18 protein-coding genes are annotated in these 18254 nt (G+C 69.6%); 12 read left to right on the top strand and 6 right to left on the bottom strand.

The window, feature by feature from the left end; translation table 11 throughout:
* Window positions 1-31: 31 nt before the first annotated feature.
* Window positions 32-568 carry a hypothetical protein gene (locus ACGFJ7_RS15375; RefSeq protein WP_392642518.1) on the bottom strand — a complete coding sequence of 179 codons (537 nt, stop codon included), beginning with the start codon at window positions 566-568 and terminating at the stop codon, window positions 32-34.
* A gap of 107 nt (window positions 569-675) precedes the next feature.
* Here ACGFJ7_RS15375 and ruvC point away from each other — a divergent pair, with 107 nt between their 5' ends.
* The 8 genes from ruvC (at window position 676) to ACGFJ7_RS15335 (ending at window position 9786) form a co-directional block, all read left to right on the top strand.
* Window positions 676-1245: a crossover junction endodeoxyribonuclease RuvC gene (ruvC, locus tag ACGFJ7_RS15370; RefSeq protein WP_360243430.1), complete on the top strand. Its 570-nt coding sequence runs from the start codon at window positions 676-678 to the stop codon at window positions 1243-1245.
* Window positions 1242-1841: a Holliday junction branch migration protein RuvA gene (gene ruvA, locus ACGFJ7_RS15365; RefSeq protein WP_360239503.1), complete on the top strand. Its 600-nt coding sequence runs from the start codon at window positions 1242-1244 to the stop codon at window positions 1839-1841. The genes ruvC and ruvA overlap by 4 nt, the downstream gene beginning before the upstream one ends.
* A complete protein-coding gene (gene ruvB / locus ACGFJ7_RS15360) occupies window positions 1838-2869 on the top strand; it encodes a Holliday junction branch migration DNA helicase RuvB (protein ID WP_360239500.1) in 1032 nt (343 codons plus the stop codon). The genes ruvA and ruvB overlap by 4 nt, the downstream gene beginning before the upstream one ends.
* Before the next feature lie 150 nt (window positions 2870-3019).
* A complete protein-coding gene (yajC, locus tag ACGFJ7_RS15355; protein ID WP_360239497.1) occupies window positions 3020-3406 on the top strand; it encodes a preprotein translocase subunit YajC in 387 nt (128 codons plus the stop codon).
* A 119-nt stretch (window positions 3407-3525) separates the two neighbouring features.
* Window positions 3526-5442 carry a protein translocase subunit SecD gene (gene secD, locus ACGFJ7_RS15350; RefSeq protein ID WP_360243427.1) on the top strand — a complete coding sequence of 639 codons (1917 nt, stop codon included), beginning with the start codon at window positions 3526-3528 and terminating at the stop codon, window positions 5440-5442.
* Between the two features lies 1 nt (window position 5443).
* Complete coding sequence (secF, locus tag ACGFJ7_RS15345; protein ID WP_360239494.1) at window positions 5444-6634, top strand: protein translocase subunit SecF; 1191 nt, start codon at window positions 5444-5446, stop codon at window positions 6632-6634.
* A 64-nt stretch (window positions 6635-6698) separates the two neighbouring features.
* Window positions 6699-7238 (top strand): adenine phosphoribosyltransferase, encoded by a 540-nt coding sequence (locus tag ACGFJ7_RS15340; RefSeq protein WP_360239492.1) that lies wholly within the window; start codon window positions 6699-6701, stop codon window positions 7236-7238.
* Between the two features lie 106 nt (window positions 7239-7344).
* On the top strand, window positions 7345-9786 hold the full coding sequence (locus ACGFJ7_RS15335) for a bifunctional (p)ppGpp synthetase/guanosine-3',5'-bis(diphosphate) 3'-pyrophosphohydrolase (RefSeq protein WP_360239490.1): 2442 nt from the start codon (window positions 7345-7347) through the stop codon (window positions 9784-9786).
* Window positions 9787-9870: 84 nt separating this feature from the next.
* Here ACGFJ7_RS15335 and ACGFJ7_RS15330 read toward each other — a convergent pair whose 3' ends face one another.
* Together ACGFJ7_RS15330 and ACGFJ7_RS15325 are read right to left on the bottom strand one after the other, a co-directional pair.
* Window positions 9871-10716 (bottom strand): peptidylprolyl isomerase, encoded by an 846-nt coding sequence (locus tag ACGFJ7_RS15330; RefSeq protein WP_360239487.1) that lies wholly within the window; start codon window positions 10714-10716, stop codon window positions 9871-9873.
* A gap of 32 nt (window positions 10717-10748) precedes the next feature.
* On the bottom strand, window positions 10749-11609 hold the full coding sequence (locus tag ACGFJ7_RS15325) for a peptidylprolyl isomerase (RefSeq protein ID WP_392642517.1): 861 nt from the start codon (window positions 11607-11609) through the stop codon (window positions 10749-10751).
* Between the two features lie 131 nt (window positions 11610-11740).
* Between ACGFJ7_RS15325 and ACGFJ7_RS15320 the strand changes: the two genes are divergently transcribed.
* Together ACGFJ7_RS15320 and hisS are read left to right on the top strand one after the other, a co-directional pair.
* Entirely contained in the window at window positions 11741-12439 is a 699-nt protein-coding gene (locus ACGFJ7_RS15320) for an MBL fold metallo-hydrolase (protein ID WP_392642516.1), read from the top strand.
* A 27-nt stretch (window positions 12440-12466) separates the two neighbouring features.
* The gene (gene hisS, locus ACGFJ7_RS15315) at window positions 12467-13786 is read left to right on the top strand and encodes a histidine--tRNA ligase (protein ID WP_392642515.1); all 1320 of its coding nucleotides are present in this window, start codon (window positions 12467-12469) and stop codon (window positions 13784-13786) included.
* Here the strand turns inward: hisS and ACGFJ7_RS15310 are convergent.
* Complete coding sequence (locus ACGFJ7_RS15310) at window positions 13773-14921, bottom strand: serine hydrolase domain-containing protein (protein WP_392642514.1); 1149 nt, start codon at window positions 14919-14921, stop codon at window positions 13773-13775. The two genes, hisS and ACGFJ7_RS15310, sit on opposite strands and share 14 nt — an antisense overlap.
* Window positions 14922-15056: 135 nt before the next feature.
* On the opposite strand from ACGFJ7_RS15310, the gene ACGFJ7_RS15305 reads away from it, so the two are divergent.
* Window positions 15057-15986: an acyl-ACP desaturase gene (locus ACGFJ7_RS15305; protein ID WP_360239474.1), complete on the top strand. Its 930-nt coding sequence runs from the start codon at window positions 15057-15059 to the stop codon at window positions 15984-15986.
* Window positions 15987-16459: 473 nt separating this feature from the next.
* On the opposite strand, the gene ACGFJ7_RS15300 is transcribed toward ACGFJ7_RS15305, so the two are convergent.
* Together ACGFJ7_RS15300 and ACGFJ7_RS15295 are read right to left on the bottom strand one after the other, a co-directional pair.
* Complete coding sequence (locus tag ACGFJ7_RS15300; RefSeq protein WP_360239471.1) at window positions 16460-17119, bottom strand: hypothetical protein; 660 nt, start codon at window positions 17117-17119, stop codon at window positions 16460-16462.
* A 101-nt stretch (window positions 17120-17220) separates the two neighbouring features.
* Entirely contained in the window at window positions 17221-17724 is a 504-nt protein-coding gene (locus ACGFJ7_RS15295) for a PaaI family thioesterase (protein WP_360239468.1), read from the bottom strand.
* Between the two features lie 112 nt (window positions 17725-17836).
* On the opposite strand from ACGFJ7_RS15295, the gene ACGFJ7_RS15290 reads away from it, so the two are divergent.
* The gene (locus ACGFJ7_RS15290; protein WP_360243424.1) at window positions 17837-18253 is read left to right on the top strand and encodes a helix-turn-helix domain-containing protein; all 417 of its coding nucleotides are present in this window, start codon (window positions 17837-17839) and stop codon (window positions 18251-18253) included.
* Window position 18254 lies beyond the last annotated feature (1 nt).

Below are 18254 nucleotides of genomic sequence, written 5' to 3'. Positions count from 1 at the left end.
CAATGTCCGAGGTCGATGCCTAATTGCGTGCTCAAGGCGTGGGGGAGATCGAGGTCATGAATTGGATCATTGCAGCTATGAGGAGGATGCCGCCGACTATCAGGCGGCCGGCTCGGTGCCATAGCTGGCGGCGGTAGGCCTGAACCCACGCTATGCCGGCGTCGGCGGTGGCCTCCACGCCTGAGCGGTGCGTGTCGGGGAGCAGGTCGGCCTTGCGCAGGGCCAGGGACGCCGTGGGGCCCGAGCGGCTGTAATAGGCCGGCGGTGGGGGGATCACCCGTACGTCCACCTCGTAGAACTGGTCGTCTCGCCACTGTTTTGTCCTCGTGGCCAGGCGGTGGGTCATGTAGTCGGCGGCGGCCTGGGGGTGGCCCAGCAGGCGGCGGCGCCAGAGCAGGCGGCGCCAGTGGCAGGCCACGTCGGCCAGGACGTCCATGTACAGGTGGGCGGCCTCGCGGTCGCCGCCGACCAGGCGCAGCGTCTCGCGGCGCAGGTCGTTGACGTGCAGGGCGACGAACGTGACGTAGTCGGGTGGTGGCTCGTCGTCCATGGGCGGCACGAGATACATGGGGCTCACCCCCTCCACTGCCATCGTCGGGGCGTGTCGCTGCCGGGCGCAAGTGGCGGCCGTACTAGGGTGTCGAACACACGTACGTGAGGCAGGGGAGGTCCATGGTGCGCGTGCTCGGCATCGACCCGGGGCTCACACGCTGCGGAGTCGGAGTCGTCGAGGGCATGCCGGGCCGTCCGTGCAAGCTGGTCGCCTACTACGTGGTCTACTCCGAGCCCGACGACGACATCGCTCTGCGGCTGCTGCATCTCGACAAGTCGCTCGGTGAGCTCGTGGCCGAGCACCAGCCCGAGAGCGTTGCCGTCGAGCGGGTGTTCTCGCAGCACAACGCGCGGACCGTGATGGGCACCGCCCAGGCCAGCGGCGTCGCCATTCTCTCCGGGGCGCGGGCCGGGCTGCCCGTCGAGACCTACACGCCGAGCGAGGTCAAGGCCGCCATCACCGGGTCCGGTACGGCCGGCAAGGCGCAGATGACCGCGATGGTGACCCGGCTGCTGGGCCTCGACGCGCCGCCGAAACCGGCCGACGCGGCCGACGCGCTGGCCATCGCCATCTGCCACATCTGGCGCGGCGGCACCCGCGCCCGTATCCAGGCGGCGGCCGTCGCCGCGGCCACCAAGGTGGCCGCCCAGCGGGCCGCCGCGCAGAAACTCAAGGGGGGAACCCGCCGATGATCGCCAGTGTGCGGGGGGTCGTGGCCGCCATCGCGGCCGACAGCGCCGTCATCGAGGTCGGCGGGGTCGGCCTGCAGCTGCACTGCGCGCCGGGGACCCTGGCCGGGCTCAAGCCGGGAGCCGAGGCGCGACTGGCCGCCAGCATGGTCGTACGGGAAGACTCGCTGACCCTTTACGGTTTCGCCGACGACGACGAGAAGCACCTGTTCGAGCTCTTGCAGACGGCCAGCGGCGTCGGTCCCCGCCTCGCCCAGGCCGTGCTGGCCGTGCACTCGCCCGAGACCGTCCGCCGGGCTCTCGCCGGTGGTGACCTGGCCACCCTGACCCGGGTTCCCGGCATCGGCAAGAAGGGCGCCGAGCGCATGGTCCTCGAGCTGCGCGACAAGATCGGCCCGATGCCGATCGCCGGCGAGAACGGCACCATGCTCAGCGGCGCCTGGCAGGAGCAGGTGCGCCAGGGTGTGCTCGCGCTCGGCTGGTCCGCCGCCCAGGCCGACCAGGCCGTGGCCGCGGTCGCCGAGTCGATCGACGGTGAGGTTCCGCCCGTTCCGCAGCTGCTGCGCCAGGCGATCAGGCTGCTGGGCAAGACCCGATGAGCGATCTCGTCTCGGCCGACGCGGGCGACGAGGATCTCGACGCCGAGGCCAGCGTCCGGCCGCGCCGGCTGGCCGAGTTCATCGCCCAGCACCGGGTCCGTGACCAGCTCGACCTGCTGCTCAAGGGCGCGATGGGCCGCGGCGCGCCGCCCGACCACATCCTGCTGTCGGGGCCGCCCGGCCTCGGCAAGACCACGCTGGCCAACATCGTCGCGGCCGAGCTCGGCACCGGCATCCGCACCACCAGCGGCCCGGTGATCGAGCGCAGTGGCGACCTGGCCGCGATCCTGACCAGCCTCGCGCCGGGTGACGTGCTGTTCATCGACGAGATCCACCGCATCGCCAAGCCGGCCGAGGAACTGCTCTACAGCGCGATGGAGGACTTCCGGGTCGACGTCGTGGTCGGCAAGGGCCCCGGCGCCACCGCCATCCCGCTCGACGTCGAGCCGTTCACCCTGGTCGGCGCGACCACCCGGGCCGGCCTGCTGTCCGGCCCGATGCGTGACCGGTTCGGCTTCGTGGCCCACCTCGACTTCTACTCACCGGCCGATCTGGACGCTCTGCTGCACCGCTCGGCTCGCATCCTCGGCGTGCCGATCACCGAGGAGGGGGCGGCCGAGATCGCCGGCCGGTCGCGGGGGACACCGCGTATCGCAAACCGTCTCCTTCGGCGCGTTCGGGACTTCGCCGAGGTACGCGCCGACGGCGTGGTGACCGAATCCACAGCCCGTGACGCCCTCAAGGTGTACGACGTGGATGAGCTGGGCCTCGACCGTCTCGACCGGGCCGTGCTGCGGGCGCTGATCGAGTCTTTCCGGGGCGGGCCGGTCGGTTTGTCCACCTTGGCGGTGGCGGTCGGCGAGCAGTCTGACACCGTGGAGGAGGTGTGCGAGCCTTTCCTGGTGCGGGCCGGGCTTCTGGCCCGTACGCCGAGAGGCCGGGTCGCCACCGAAGCGGGTTGGGTGCACCTGGGAAAGACGCCCCCGTCGGGCGTGGTCCAAGGGGATTTGTTCGCACGCGACGCGTGAGAGATTCCTCGTAATGCGAACGTGATGTGTGCCGCATTCGGACTTCCCAGGTTGACCGATTAGACTCGCCGCCGTTCCAACCCGGGATGTGTTTATCGCCCCGGTCACGCGCACGGGCGCGTCGCCGGCGGCCTACGGAAGGCTTTTTTGGTGATTCAGGCAGCCGAGGCATCGGGTGGTGGCAGCTTCACGCCGCTGCTTCTCATCGTCCTCCTCTTCGCCGTCATGTACTTCCTGATGATCCGGCCGCAGCAGAAGCGCCGCCGCGAGGCGCAGCAGATGCAGAACGCGCTGGGGCCGGGCGACCGGATCGTGACGATCGGTGGCCTGCACGGCACCGTGGTCTCGGTCGGCGACGACGTCGTCCACCTCGAGATCGCCGACGGCGTCGAGGTGCAGTTCGCGCGCCCGGCGATCGCCCGCGTCGTCTCGCAGGCCGACGCGCCGGTGGAGACCGGCGTGATCGAGGAGGCCGCCGAGCCCGCCGTCGAGGAGCCGGTCGCCGACCCGATCGTCGACACGCGTAAAAAGGACTGACAGTTCACTCCGGCGGGCCGGTCCAGACGGGCCGGTCCGTCAGGCCGCGCGCGGCCACCAGATTCGGACATTAAGACACAGGGAGACCGAAAGCCGTGGCACGACCACCACAGGGACAGATGCATCCCGGACGGCAGCTCGCCGTGCTCGGCTTCATCTTCGTCGTTCTGTATCTGCTGGTCTTCTTCGCGGGTGGCGCGAGTGGCAGCTTCACCGACCGGTTGCACCCGAAACTGGGTCTCGACCTGGTCGGTGGCACGCAGGCCACCTACATCGCCTCCGTGCAGGGCGGCCAGGTGCCGTCCAAGGAGAGCATGGAGCAGGCCCGCGGGATCATCGACCAGCGCGTCAACGCGCTCGGCGTCTCCGAGGCCGAGGTGGTCATCCAGGGTGACCGCAACATCGTGGTCTCCCTCGCCGGTAAGGCCGACGACCAGCTCAAGGACCTGTCGCAGGCGGCGCAGATGCGCTTCCGCCTGGTGATCGGCGCGACCGGCGACGTCTCGACGGTGGCGCTGAACCCGCCGACCGCGACGCCGGCCCCGAGCGCGTCCGGCAGCGCCAAGCCGAGCGCCGGCTCCAGCGCCAAGCCGGGCGCCGGCTCCAGCGCCAAGCCGTCGACCCCGGCGAAGGCTCCGGCCGCCTCCAACAGCCCCTCGTCCGGTGGTCAGGGTGGCGGCGAGGTCGTGAAGGCCCCGACGCCGACCCCCACGCCGTCCGCCTCGGCGAGTGCGAGCGCGAGCCCGAGCCCGAGCGCCGCCGCGACGCCGCCGGCCACGGCCGACGAGAAGGCGCTGCTGGCCGAGGTCCAGAAGAAGGTCGGCACCGCCGTCTGGGCCGCCGCGAGCAAGCTGACCGCGCCGGTCGACCTGAGCACCGACCCCAACGCCGGCAAGGCGTACGCCCCGTTCGCGAAGCTCAGCGGCGACGAGGTCAACGTCCTCACCCCGCAGATGCAGATGTACGTGCCGACCGTCGGCTGCCCGCAGCTCGACGCCCGTCCCAACGGCGCGATCGACAACAAGGACAGCCAGGTCGTCGCCTGCTACAACGGCGGCAAGATCCTGATGGACAAGGCGTCGGTCGTCGGTGACGACATCGACAAGGCCAGCCCGCAGCTCGACCAGCAGACCGGCCAGTGGGTCGTCTCGCTGGACTTCAAGAGCGAGGGCTCGACCAAGTGGGCCGCGCTGACCCGGCAGGCCTTCGAGGCCACCTCGTCGGCGCCCTGCTACACCGCCGCCACGGCGATGTACGGCTCGATCGAGCACTGCGCCGTCGCGGTCGTGCTCGACAAGTCGGTCATCTCGGCCCCGCAGATCCAGGGCGTGCTCACCGGCACCTCGCAGATCACCGGCCAGTTCAACGCGAAGAGCTCCAAGGAGCTCGCCGACCAGCTGAACTTCGGCGCGCTGCCGGTCACCTTCAGCTCGGGCCCGGCCCAGACCGTCTCGGCCACCCTCGGCACCCAGCAGCTGCAGGCCGGTCTGATCGCGGCCGCGATCGGCATGGGCCTGGTGGCGATCTACGCGTTCTTCTACTACCGCCTGCTCGGCTCGGTCATCTTCCTGAGCCTGCTGCTGTCCGGTCTGCTCACCTTCGGCGCCCTGGTCTTCCTGGGCCGGACGGTCGGCTTCACCCTGACCCTGGCCGGTATCGCCGGATTCATCGTGTCACTAGGTGTCGCGGCCGACTCGTTCGTCATCTACTTCGAACGGTTGAAGGACGAGATCCACGAGGGCCGCAGTCCACGCAGCGCGGTGCCACGGGCCTGGGCCCGCGCCCGCCGTACGATCATCTCAGCGAACACGATCACGATCCTCGCCGCCGTGGTGCTGTACATCGTCTCGGTCGGCGCGGTGCAGGGCTTCGCCTTCGCACTGGGCGTCGCGACGGTGCTCGACCTGGTCGTGGTGTTCCTCTTCCGTCACCCGATCATGACGATGTTCGCCAGCACCAAGGCGTTCCTCTCGCCGCGCGTGAGTGGTCTCGGCCGCGTGCTGCGCCGCGCTCCGACCGACGTCAAGGAGGCCTGACATGGCCAGCCAAGGTCTTGCCGCCCGGCTCTACGCGGGTGAGGCCAATGTCAACATCATCGGCCGGCGCAAGCTGTGGTTCACCATCGCGGCCGTGCTCGTGCTGATCTCCATCGCCAGCATCGCGGTCCGCGGGTTCCACCTGGGCATCGAGTTCGCCGGCGGCACGTCGTTCAGCGTGCCGGCCACGACCGGCAGCACGACCTACACCGAGGACGAGGTGTCGGACGCGGTCGATCGGGCGATCAAGTCGGTCGACCCGGCCGCCAAGGTCGTCTCGTCGCAGACGCTCGGCAGCACCGGCGGTGGCGGCGACACGTACACCGTCCGGGCCTCGACGCTCACCGCGGCGCAGGCCGAGCAGGCCAAGACCGCGCTGGTGAGCGACCTCAAGCTCGACGCCACCAAGGTCAGCGACGACCAGGTCTCCGCGGCCTGGGGTGGGCAGGTGACCCGGCAGGCGCTGCTCGGTCTGATCATCTTCCTGATCGTCGTCATGATCTATCTGATCATCCGGTTCGAGTGGCGCATGGCGGCGGCGGCCGTCTCCTCGCTCCTGCTCGACCTGATCTTCACGGCCGGTGTGTACTCGCTGGTCGGCTTCGAGGTGACGCCCTCGACGGTGGTCGGCTTCCTGACGATTCTGGGTTATTCGCTGTACGACGTGGTGGTCGTGTTCGACAAGGTGCAGGAGAACACGCGGGGCATCACCGCGAGCAGCATCCGCACCTACAACGAGGCGGCCAACCTGGCGGTCAACCAGACCCTGATGCGCTCGATCAACACCGGTCTGGTGGCCCTGCTGCCCGTCGGCGGCCTGCTGTTCATCGGCGCCGGCCTGCTCGGCGCGGGCACGCTCAAGGACCTCGGCCTGGTGCTGTTCGTCGGCATGGGCTTCGGCGTCCTCGCCTCGATCATGTTCGCGGCGCCGCTGCTGACCGTGTTCAAGGACCGCGAGCCGAAGATCAAGGCGCACACCGCCCGGGTCCTAGCCCGGCGGGCCCAGGCCAAGTCCGGCGACGTGGCCCGCGGCGAGCGCGCCGGCCGCCAGTCGAACCTGACCGAGTCGGACGAGGCCCCGGCCCTGGCGTCCTCGGCGCCGCGTCCCGGCGCCCGGCCCACGGCCAAACGCAGCACCGGCGGTAACGCCAACCGCGGTCCGGGCAACCGGCCGGGCGGCAAGCGCCGCTGACACGTCGGCACAGAAAAGGGCGGCCCGGTCGGGCCGCCCTTTTCGTTGTGAAAGGCTTGCCCCCGTGACAGACCAGCACACCGACCTGGCCGCCGTCGTCGAGAGCGGCACCGTGGACGTGCCCGACTTCCCCAAGCCGGGTGTCGTCTTCAAGGACCTCATGCCGCTGTTCGCGGACGGGCCGGCGTTCCGCCGGGTGATCGACGGGATCATCGCGCACCACGGCGCGGACAGTTTCGACGTCGTGGCCGGCGTCGAGGCCCGCGGTTTCGTGGTGGCCGCGGCCATCGCCTACGCCACCGGGACCGGCGTGGTGCCGGTGCGCAAGGCCGGCAAGCTGCCGCGCAAGGCCCTGTCGGCCTCGTACGAGCTCGAATACGGCGAAGCCACCCTCGAGGTGCACGAGGACGCGTTCATCGCCGGACAGCGCGTCCTGGTGGTCGACGACGTGCTCGCCACGGGCGGTACGGCGACCGCCGCGCTGGAGCTGGTCGAGCGGGCCGGCGGCACGGTCGCCGGCTTCACGGTGCTCATGGAGCTGGCGTTCCTGAAGGGCCGGGAGCGGCTGCGCCCCCGTACGGTGCACGCGCTCTTGACCGTCTGATTCTTTTCTCGGGCTTCGGCCGGGTTATCGGGGAAGAGGGTGCGGGTAGGATGGCGTTCCTAACCAGGTGAACCAACCCACTATTGACGAGGGTGTGAGGAGGCCGGTGTCCAGCGACGTCGCCCCTCCGGCGGAGGGCACGGTGCAGCCGACCGAGAACACACGGACCGGTGCGGACGCTACGGCGCCCGCTGTCGAGTCACAGCCTGACGGCCCCCGGCCGGCCGTTCCCGCGGCCGACGCCGAGGCCACCCAGCCGCTGCCCGGGGGTGAGGAAAGGTTCGGCCTGGCCAGCGCGCCCACCGGGCGCCGGGTCCGGGCCCGTCTCGCGCGCTTCAACGCGCCGTGGCAGAGCACGCAGGTCAGCGAGGTTCTCGAGCCGCTGATCGCCACTCACCGGGCGAGCCACCCCAAGGCCGACGGGCGCATGCTCCAGCGCGCCTTCGACGTGGCCGCCCGCTGGCACTCGGGTCAGTACCGCAAGTCCGGCGACCCCTACATCACGCATCCGCTCGCGGTGGCGACGATCCTGGCCAACCTCGGCATGGACACCACAACCCTGGTCGCGGCCCTGCTGCACGACACGATCGAGGACACCGACTACTCGCTCGAGCAGATGAAGGCCGACTTCGGCGCCGAGGTGGCGCTGCTGGTCGACGGCGTCACCAAGCTCGACCGGGTCAAGCTGGGCGACGCGGCCAAGGCCGAGACCATCCGCAAGATGGTCGTGGCGATGGCCAAGGACCCGCGGGTGCTGGTCATCAAGCTGGCCGACCGGCTGCACAACATGCGCACCCTGACCTTCCTGCCCCGTCCCAAGCAGGAGCAGAAGGCCAAGGAGACGCTGGAGATCCTGGCCCCGCTGGCCCACCGCCTCGGTATGAACACGATCAAGTGGGAGCTCGAGGACCTCGCCTTCGGCACGCTGTTCCCGAAGCGGTTCGAGGAGATCAACCGCCTCATCGGCGAGCACCAGCCGCAGCGTGAGGCGCTGCTGCGCCAGGTGACCAACCGGGTCTCGCTCGACCTGAAGTCCGCGAAGATCAAGGCGGAGACCACCGGCCGCCCGAAGCACCTCTACTCGATCTATCAGAAGATGATCGTGCGGGGCCGGGACTTCAACGACATCTACGACCTCGTCGGCGTCCGCATCCTGGTCGACACGGTCCGCGACTGCTACGCCGCGCTGGGCGTCATCCACGCGAACTGGCAGCCGGTGCCGGGCCGGTTCAAGGACTACATCGCGATGCCGAAATTCAACATGTACCAGTCGTTGCACACCACGGTCATCGGCCCGACCGGCAAGCCGGTCGAGATGCAGATCCGCACCTTCGCCATGCACCGCACGGCCGAGTTCGGCATCGCCGCCCACTGGAAGTACAAGGAGCAGAAGGGCGCGACGATCGTCGGCCCGCCGGCGCACATCGACGAGATGACCTGGCTGCGGCAGCTGCTCGACTGGCAGCGCGAGGCGAGCGACCCGTCGGAGTTCCTCGACGCGCTGCGGTTCGACCTGTCGAGCCAGGAGGTGTACGTCTTCACGCCCAAGGGCGACGTCATCCCGCTGCCGACCGGCTCGACCCCCGTCGACTTCGCGTACGCGGTGCACACCGAGGTCGGGCACAAGTGCATCGGCGCCCGGGTCAACGGCAAGCTGGTCCCGCTCGAGTCGACGCTGTCGAACGGCGACGTCATCGAGATCTTCACGTCGAAGTCGTCGAACGCCGGCCCGACGCAGGACTGGCTCGGCTTCGTCAAGAGCCCCCGGGCCCGTACCAAGATCCGGCAGTACTTCAACAAGGAGCGCCGCGAGGAAGCGATCGAGGTCGGCAAGGAGGCGATCGTCAAGGCGATGCGCAAGCAGGGCCTGCCCCTGCAGCGCATGCTGACGAACGAGAACCTGACGACCATCGCCCGCGACCTGCACCTGCCCGACGTGGCCTCGCTGTACGCGGCCATCGGCGAGAACACGGTGAGCGCCCAGTCCGTCGTGCAGAAACTCGTCGCCGGTTTCGGTGGCGAGGAGGGCGCGGTCGAGGACATCGCCGAGACCGCCGTCGCCACCCGCCCGCCGCGCAACCGCAGCACCGCCCAGGACCCGGGCGTGGTGGTCAAGGGTGTCAGCGACGTGTGGGTCAAGCTGGCCCGCTGCTGCACCCCGGTGCCGGGCGACGCGGTCTTCGGCTTCGTCACCCGGTCCGGCGGCGTCAGCGTGCACCGGGAGGACTGCGCCAACGCGGAGGACCTGCGCGAGCAGGAGGAGCGCGTGGTCGAGGTGACCTGGAAGCCGACCAGCGCGTCGACGTTCCTCGTGGCCATCCAGGTCGAGGCGCTCGACCGGCACAAGCTGCTGGCCGACGTGACCCGGGTGCTCTCCGAGGAGCGGGTGAACATCCTGTCGGCGACCGTGACCACGACCCGCGACCGGGTGGCGGTCAGCCGGTTCACGTTCGAGATGGCCGACCCGAAGCACCTGGGCCACCTGGTCGCCGCGGTGCGCAAGGTGGACGGTGTGTTCGACGCGTACCGGGTCACGTCCGGCGCCTGACTTCGCCACAGACGAGAACGGCGGAAATTGACCGAAGAGCCCGAGGGAATCCCCTCGGGCTCTTCTGTCGCGTTGTGCGGAGTGTCAGGCGGCCGCCATGGTGAGCGACTTGATGTCGATCTCCTGCTTGGGGTGGCCGTCGCCCTGGCCGTTGGCGTTGTCACTGCCGGCCTTGGCCACCTTCTGGACAATGTCCAGGCCCTTCGTCACGGTGCCGAGCACCGTGTACTGCGCGGGCAGCGAGGCGGCCGCGATGTCCCCGTACACCAGGAAGAACTGGCTGCCCGTGGTGCCCGGCTGCTGGGTACGGGCCATGGCCAGGGTCCCGGTCGGGTAGGTCGGGTCCTTGCCGACCGGCAGGTTCTCCTCGGGGTACTCGAAGTTCGGTCCGCCCGAGCCGTCGGTCTGGCGGTATCCCTTGCCGGTGGCGAAGGGGTCGCCGCACTGGAGGACCTTGATGCCCTCGGTCACCAGGCGGTGGCACTTGGTGTTGTCCCAGAACTTCTTGCTGGCGAGGAATTCGAACGCCGCCGCCGTGCAGGGCGCCTTGGTCTTGTCGACAGTGGCCGAGATCGTCCCGAGGCTGGTGGCGATGTTCATCGTGTCGGTGCCGGTGTTCGGCACGGTGGCCGGGGGAGTGCCGCCGACATCCTTGATCTTGGCGCCGGTCGACGTGTCCGTGTTCGGCGTCCACGTGCAGGCGACCTGGCCGGCCGGCACCGGGCTGGCCGACGACGTGCTCTTCTTGTCGTCCTTGTTGAGCTGGGTGACGACGAGCACCGCGGCGCCGGCGATCAGCACGACCGCGATCGCCGAGCCGATGATGGCCTGGCGCTGCCGGCGCTTGCGGGCTGCCGCGGCGCGCTCGGACATCTCCTTCTCGAGCCGGGCCCGCGCCGCCGCGCGCTGCCGGTCCTTGATCGACGACACGGTGTTCCTCCTGCTGTGTTCGGCCGTGGGGATTAAGACTGAGTGCTCGCCGACGGAGACGGGGCGGTGGCCTCGTCGCCGACAGTCAGGCTCTTGATGGTGATCTTCTGCTTGGGCTTGACCTTGTCGCCGGTGGCGTTCGCCACCGTCTCGATCTTGCTCATCTTCGTCACCGTGTCGAGGCCGCCGGCCACCGTGCCGACGATCGAGAACTCCGGCGTGGCCGGGCTGTAGTCCTTGGCGAAGATGAGGAACTGGCTGCCGTTGGTGCCCGGCGGGTCGCCGATCAGGGCGACGGTGCCCTTCGGGTAGAGCGGCGCTTTCCCGGCCGTGCCGGTGGAGGCCGACGGGCTGGGCTCGGGCGCGGACGGCACGTTCTCGTTGTAGACGCTGTACGTCGGGCCGCCCTGGCCGGTGCCGCTCGGGTCGCCGCAACGGATCGCCCCGTACGTGGTGATCTCGTGGCAGTCGGTGTTGTCGTAGAACTTCTTGCCCGCCAGGAACGCCAGGCTCTCCGCACCGCAGGGCGACAGCGTGTTGTCGAGACTGACCTTGATCGGGTCACCCTGGTTGGTGGTGATCGTCATGGTCCGCGTGCCGGAGGTCGGGATGTCGGTCGTGGGCGGGGTGCCGACGTCCTTGAGGTTGGGGTTGGCGGTCGCGCTCTGCGGCGTCCACGCGCAGATGTCCTCGGCCGCCGTGGTCTCGGCGTCGTCGGAGTCGAAGGCCCCGCCGGCCCAGGCGATGCCGGCGACGATGAGCAGGACCGCGACACCGGACCCGACGCCCGCGAGCATGCGGCGTCGGCGGCGCTCCTTCACGGCTCGCCGGGCCATCTGCCGATCGAGCTTCGCCCGCGCCAGCTTGCGCTGCCGGTCCCTGCTGGATGCCACCGAAACCTGTCCTTCCTACGACCCTTGTCACACGCCCGCAAGAGTGTACGGGTACCTCCTGGGAAAGTGGTGTGCGACCGCCGGGCTACTCTCGTTACGATTTCGCTCTAATCTGTGAGAGAGGGGCCGTTGTGCTCGTCACCGGCTTTCCGGCCGATGCCTTCGGCACCAATTGCTACGTCGTGGCCACCGGCCCCGGCGAGCAATGCCTGATCGTCGATCCCGGCATCGGTGTTCTCGACCGCCTCGACGAGGTGCTGGCCGCGCACCGGCTGCACCCGGCCGCGGTGCTGCTCACGCACGGCCACCTCGACCACACCTTCTCCGTCGCGCCGGTGTGCGGCGCGCGCGGCATCACGGCGTACGTGCACCCGGCCGACCGGGAGATGCTGGCCGACCCGTCCAAGGGCCTCAGCATGGACCTCAATCAGCTGTTCGGCGGCCGCATCGAGTACTCGGAGCCCGAGGACGTCGCCGAGCTGACCGACGGCGCCACGCTGTCGCTGGCCGGCCTCGAGGTGACCGTCGACCACGCGCCGGGCCATACCGGCGGGTCGGTGCTGTTCCGACTGCCCGGCGCGAGCTCCACGTGGGACGCGGACCAGGTCTGCCTCTCCGGGGACGTCCTCTTCGCCGGCTCGATCGGTCGCACCGACCTGCCGGGCGGCAGCACCGAGACGATGCTGGCCAGCCTGCGGGACAAGATCCTGCCGCTGGCCGACGACACCGTCGTCCTGCCCGGCCACGGACCGGCCACGACCATCGGCCGCGAGCGCGCCCAGAACCCCTACTTGCGGGAACTGGCTGACGCACCGCGCCGTGGTCTCTGAAGACTTTTTTCCTAGGAGATTCTGAGAATGCCCATTTCCGGTTTTCCCGAATGGATGCCGCCGCAGCGCATGATCGAGCAGCGGGTGATCGACCGCGCGCGGGCCACGTTCGAGCTGTATGGCTACGCCCCGCTGGAAACGCGATCGGTCGAGCCGCTGGAGACCCTGCTCAGCAAGGGGGAGACCTCCAAGGAGGTCTACCTGCTGAGCCGCCTGCAGGCCGAGGAGGGTCAGAAGAGCGACGACCAGCTCGGGCTGCACTTCGACCTGACCGTGCCGTTCGCCCGCTTCGTCACCGAGAACGCGGGCAAGCTCCAGTTCCCGTTCAAGCGCTACCAGATCCAGAAGGTGTGGCGCGGCGAGCGGCCGCAGGAGGGCCGCTACCGCGAGTTCCTTCAGGCCGACATCGACGTGGTCAACCGGGGGACGCTGCCGTTCCACTACGACACCGAGATGCCGCTGGTGATCGGGGACGTGCTGTCGGGGCTGCCGCTGCCGAAGGCCCGCATCCAGGTCAACAACCGCAAGGTGTGCGAGGGCTTCTACCGGGGCCTGGGTCTCGAGGACACGGCTCAGGTGCTGCGCGTTGTCGATAAATTGGACAAAATCGGCCCCGCCAAGGTCATCGAGCAGTTGATCGAGACGGCCGGCGCGTCCCAGAAACAGGCCGAGGCGTGTATCCAGCTGGCGGAGATCTCATCGGAAGACGGCTCGTTTGCCGATGCGGTTCGCAAACTGGGCGTCACTGACCCGCTCCTGGACGAAGGGCTCGAGGAACTGCTCCAGGTCGTCGAGACGGCCCGCGACATCAACCCCGGCCTGGTGGTGGCCGAGCTGAAGATCGCGCGGGGCCTCGACTACTACACCGGCACGGTCTACGAGACCCAGCTCGAGGGCTACGAGCGTTTCGGGTCGGTCTGCTCGGGCGGCCGCTACGAGAACCTGGCCACCGTCGGCAACGAGAAGTTCCCCGGGGTCGGCATCTCGATCGGCGTCTCCCGCATGCTCGGCGTCCTGTTCGGGCAGAACGCCCTGTCCGTCTCCCGCTCGGTGCCGACCTGCGTGGTGGTCGCGCTGCCCAACGAGGAGCTGCGGCGCTCGTGCGACCGGACGGCGGCCGCCCTCCGCAAGCGCGGCATCCCGGCCGAGGTGGCGCCGACCGCCGCCAAGTTCGGCAAGCAGATCCAGTACGCCGACAAGCGCGGCATCCCGTACGTCTGGTTCCCCGGCCGCGAGGGCGAGCCCGACACGGTCAAGGACATCCGCTCGGGGGAGCAGATCGAGGCCGACGCCGCCACGTGGGCGGCGCCGGCGGCCGACCTGTACCCCGTGGTCAGCGGGTCCTGAACGGTTCCACGTAGGACGACTTCCGGGTGACGGCCTGGTCGCCGCAGAGCGCGGTGACCAGGAAGTCGCTCGCCGCCACGTCGATCGGGTGCGGTTCGGTGGGCGAGGTCTGATAGAAGGCCATGCTCTGCGCGTACGTCACCTGACGCACCCCGTCCGGGCTGTGCCAGGAAACGGTCTGGTGGCCGATGGTTCCGCCGTCGTGTCCCCAGATCCGGCCGCACGGCAGATCCACGTAGTAGAGGCCGAGCCCGTACCCGTCCACGCCCGTGGTGGTCTTCATCTGGGCCAGCAGGGACGGCTTGAGCAGGCGGCCGGTCAGCAGCGCGCGGTAGAACACGTTCAGGTCGCGGGCGGTGGAGACGATCTCGCCCGCGGCCCAGCCCCACGACATGTTGCAGCGGGTGAAGTCGCGCAGCTCGCCGTCGGTCCACGGGACGTACGCGTGCATGTGCGGCCCGCGGATCAGCGGATCCGTACCCTCGAAGTAGGTGTCCCTCAGCCCGAGGGGCTGCAGGATCCGCCGGCCGATCTCACCGCGGTAGCTGTGCCCGGTGACCTTCTCGACGATCAGCCCGGCCAGCACGTAGTTGGTGTTCGAGTACGAGTAGACGCCGGGCTCGGTGGGCGGGGCGGCCAGCCCGATCCGGACCAGCTGCTCCGGCCGGTACGTCCGCTCGCACAGCGTGATGATGTCCTCGGCCGTCTTCAGCAGTTCGGTGTCGTAGTCGCCGATCCCGCTGGTGTGGTTGAGCAGCGTCCGCAGGGTCACCCGCCGCCCGACGTCGGCCGGCACCAGCCGGGGCAGATAGCGCCCGATCGGCGCGTCCAGGTCGAGCCGGCGTTCCCCGGAGAGCTGGAGCACGGTCGTGGCCAGGAACGTCTTCGAGATGCTGCCGACGCGGTGGCGCAGGCCGTCGCGGACCGGCTCCCCGGTGGCCACGTCGCTGACCCCGGTCGTCAGCCGCAGGGTCTTCTTCCCGTCCCGCACCTCGGCAAACGCACCCGGCATGCCGGCCGCGTGCACGGCGTCCAATTTCTCCTGCAAAAGCGACTTGTCGGAAGCGGCCGCGGGAACGGCCGGGGCGATCAATCCGACGGTGGCGATCAGAGCGATGAGCGCGCGTCGTACCAAGACTGCCTCCTCGAGGGTCGGTCGTGGCCATCCATCGTGGTCGACGCGTGCCAGCCCCGCGCTCACCGGCGGGGTGGGGGAGTAACCTACGGTTGCGTAACCGTAGGGAGTGCTGGGCAGTTGGAGGTTGGGGACATGGATCAGACCGCCTTGCTCATCGAGCTGGAGCCCGTTGTGGCGACCAACCTCGACCGGCACCTCTCGCTGGCCAAGGAGTGGTTCCCCCACGAGTACGTGCCGTGGAGCGACGGCCGCACCTTCGACGGCCTGCTCGGCGGCGACCCCTGGCGCGAGGACGACTCGCAGATCCCCGACGTCGCCCGCACCGCCCTGATCGTCAACCTGCTCACCGAGGACAACCTGCCCTCGTACCACCACGAGATCGCCACGCTCTTCGGCCGCGACGGCGCCTGGGGCACGTGGGTGCACCGGTGGACGGCCGAGGAGGGCCGGCACGGCATCGCCCTGCGCGACTACCTGACCGTCTCGCGGGCCGTCGACCCCACCGAGCTGGAACGCGCCCGCATGTCACACATGCAGGCCGGTTACAGCAACGGGCACCCCGACGAGATCCTGCACTCGATCGCCTACGTGGCCTTCCAGGAGCTCGCCACCCGCATCTCGCACCGCAACACCGGCAAGGCCACCGGCGACCCGCTCGCCGAGCAGCTGCTCGCCCGCGTCGCCGCCGACGAGAACCTGCACATGGTCTTCTACCGCAACCTGCTGGCCGCCGCCTTCGACCTCGACCCCAACCACGCCATGCGCGCGGTGACCGACGTGGTCAGCTCGTTCGAGATGCCCGGCGCCAACATCGAGGGCTTCGGCCGCAAGGCGCTGTCGATAGCCTTGGCCGGCATCTACGACCTGCGCCAGCACCGCGACGAGGTCCTGCAGCCCGTCATCCGCCAGTGGAACGTCTTCAGCCGAACCGACCTGACCGGCGACGGCGAGAAGGCCCGCGAGGAACTGGCCGCCCACATGGCCGACCTGGACACCCAGGCCGCCCGCTTCGAGGAGAAGCGCGAGGCCCGCCGCCAGCGCCTCCTGCGCAAGACCTCTTAGAGATACGGAATCAGCGACAAGCCCCCGCCGCAGGGCCCAGCTGCGAGGTGGTCCGGGCCGTCCCCGGCCGCCGGGCTGTCCGGCAACGCCCGCGCCTGGCGGCGCTGACTCAACCCACGCCCGGCGAGACCGCTCCGGCCTCAGAGCCCGCCCAGGCCGTTCCGGGCGGCGTGACTGGGTGACAGGGTGATCGGCCCGGCCCACCCCCGGATGACGGCGCGGATCTGGCTGCGCCGGGGTTGAGCGGGATGGACATCACGGCCCTGTGCCCAGTTGTCCAACAGGCCCCGAGTGGTCTCCAGCGCGGTGGTCACCATGGTGTGGGCCGGTCCGGTTCACCGCAGCCGTCGTCCGGGAAGTGATGGTGCCGAAGAATGCGCGCCAGTTCGTTGACCGAGCGTTGCAACGGGGTGGCGTCCGCCGGGTCGTCGCCACACGTTTGCCATCCCTCCTCCCGTGCCGCGGCGACCACGTCAAGGGCGAGCAGCTCGATCTGCCGTAGGTGATCCCGCCCGTCGAGTTTCTGCCTCCAGCGTCGGCACAGTGTGGTCGATGCTGGAGAATCCTGTCGCACGATTTGGGCCGGGGCCGGCCGGCGGCGCTGTCCAGTGGTGCTCCTCGACCGGGCCGAAGACCTGCTCGTCCCGGGGGCGGTCATTCGCCTGCCAGGTCTCGTAACCGTCGGAGGAGGCCATCTGGAGGCGCTCGACGCACATCGGGTCGAAGAAGAGGCGGGTGCCGTGGTGGAGGCGGAACTCGGCGCAGCGGACCAGGAACGAACCGGGGGCGGGGTCGGGTTCGAGCGCGCCGAAGCGGGCGGTCGCCGCGTAGCGGATCTCGGTTATCGGGTGGGGCATGGTGGTGTCGAAGAACAGGGAGCCGATCGAGGCGGTGGCGAACTCCTCGTCCTCGCCGATCATGTAGTCCGAGGTGGTGGGCTCGGTGGCGAAGCTGAGGGTCAGGAAACCTTCGTAGGCGGTGCCGTCCAGGTGGAGCAGGCGGTCGCCCAGGTCGAGGTAGGCACGGCCCATCAACCGGGCGAAGCGGGGTGGTCCGTTGTCGGTGTCCAGGTATCCGGGTAGCAGGATGTCGTGCAGGTGGGCGCCGTCGAGGGCGGTCAGCAGGGAGTTCATGGTTTGAGCTTTCGTTGCAGGACAGCCCGGCGGCGGGCGACGGCCCGGACCACGACGGCGCTGATCCCCGTGGCGGGTGGTCTTTCGTCGATCCCGTATCGCTAAAGGTTGAAGAGCATGCAACTCGACATGGCCTGAGCCACCAGGCGGTCCTGGGAGTCGGTCAGGCGGGCCTCGGCCAAGGCGGTGCGGCGGCCGCTCTGCAGGACGCTGCCGGTGCAGGTCAGGCGGCCGGAGGTCAGGGTCACGGGGCGCAGGAACTTCACGTTGAGGTCGAGGCTCGTGTAGCCGACGCCGGCCGGCAGGGTGCTGTGGACGGAGCAGGCGGCGGCCGTGTCGAGCAGGGTGGAGATGACGCCGCCGTGCATGGTGCCCAGGGGGTTGTAGTGGAACTCCTGGGGGTCCAGGTAGACGGTGACCGCGCCCTCCTCGACGTGCATGCCGGCCGAGTCGATGAGGTGCATGATCGGGGGCGCGGGGAGTTCGCCCGAGGCCATGGCCCGCAGGAGTTCCAGGCCGGATCGGCGGCCGATGAGCTCGGCGTGGACCGCGGGGTCGGTCCAGCTGAAGGTCCGGGTACGCGTGTCCTGCTGGGTCTGGGTCATGGACGCAGCCTCGCAGCCGTTTGCTGGGTCTGTCCAGTGGACTTAGCCTGGTGTCGTGAATTCCACTGAGGCGCTGGAATGGTCGGTAGATGCCTGCACGATCGAGCGGTCGATGGCGATCCTCGGGGAGAAGTGGACCGTGGTGGTGCTGCGGGAGATCTTCAGCGGGATCCGGCGCTTCGACGACATGCGGGTGCGTACCAGGATTCCGCGGCAGGTGCTGACCAACCGGCTGGCCACCCTGGTCGAGAACGGGGTGCTGCGCCGCGAGCCGTACCAGGAGCCAGGGGCGCGGGTCCGGCACGAGTACCGGCTGACGGCCAAGGGGTTCGACCTCTACCCGGTGATGATCGCGGTGGCCGCGTGGGGCGACCGTCACCTGGCCGATCCGGAGGGGCCGCCGCTGCGGTTCGAGCATCGCGGCTGCGGTCACGAGGTAGGTGTGCGGGTGGTCTGCGACGGCGGGCATGAGGTCGGTGACTACCGTGAGGTGCTGCCCCGGCCGGGGCCGGGAGCGCGGCGCCGGTAGA

Origin of the sequence: Actinoplanes sp. NPDC048988 (assembly GCF_043197815.1) — a bacterium.
GTDB lineage: Bacteria > Actinomycetota > Actinomycetes > Mycobacteriales > Micromonosporaceae > Actinoplanes.
Note: the sequence above shows the minus strand (reverse complement) of the source record. Positions and strands in the feature narration are given on the sequence as shown.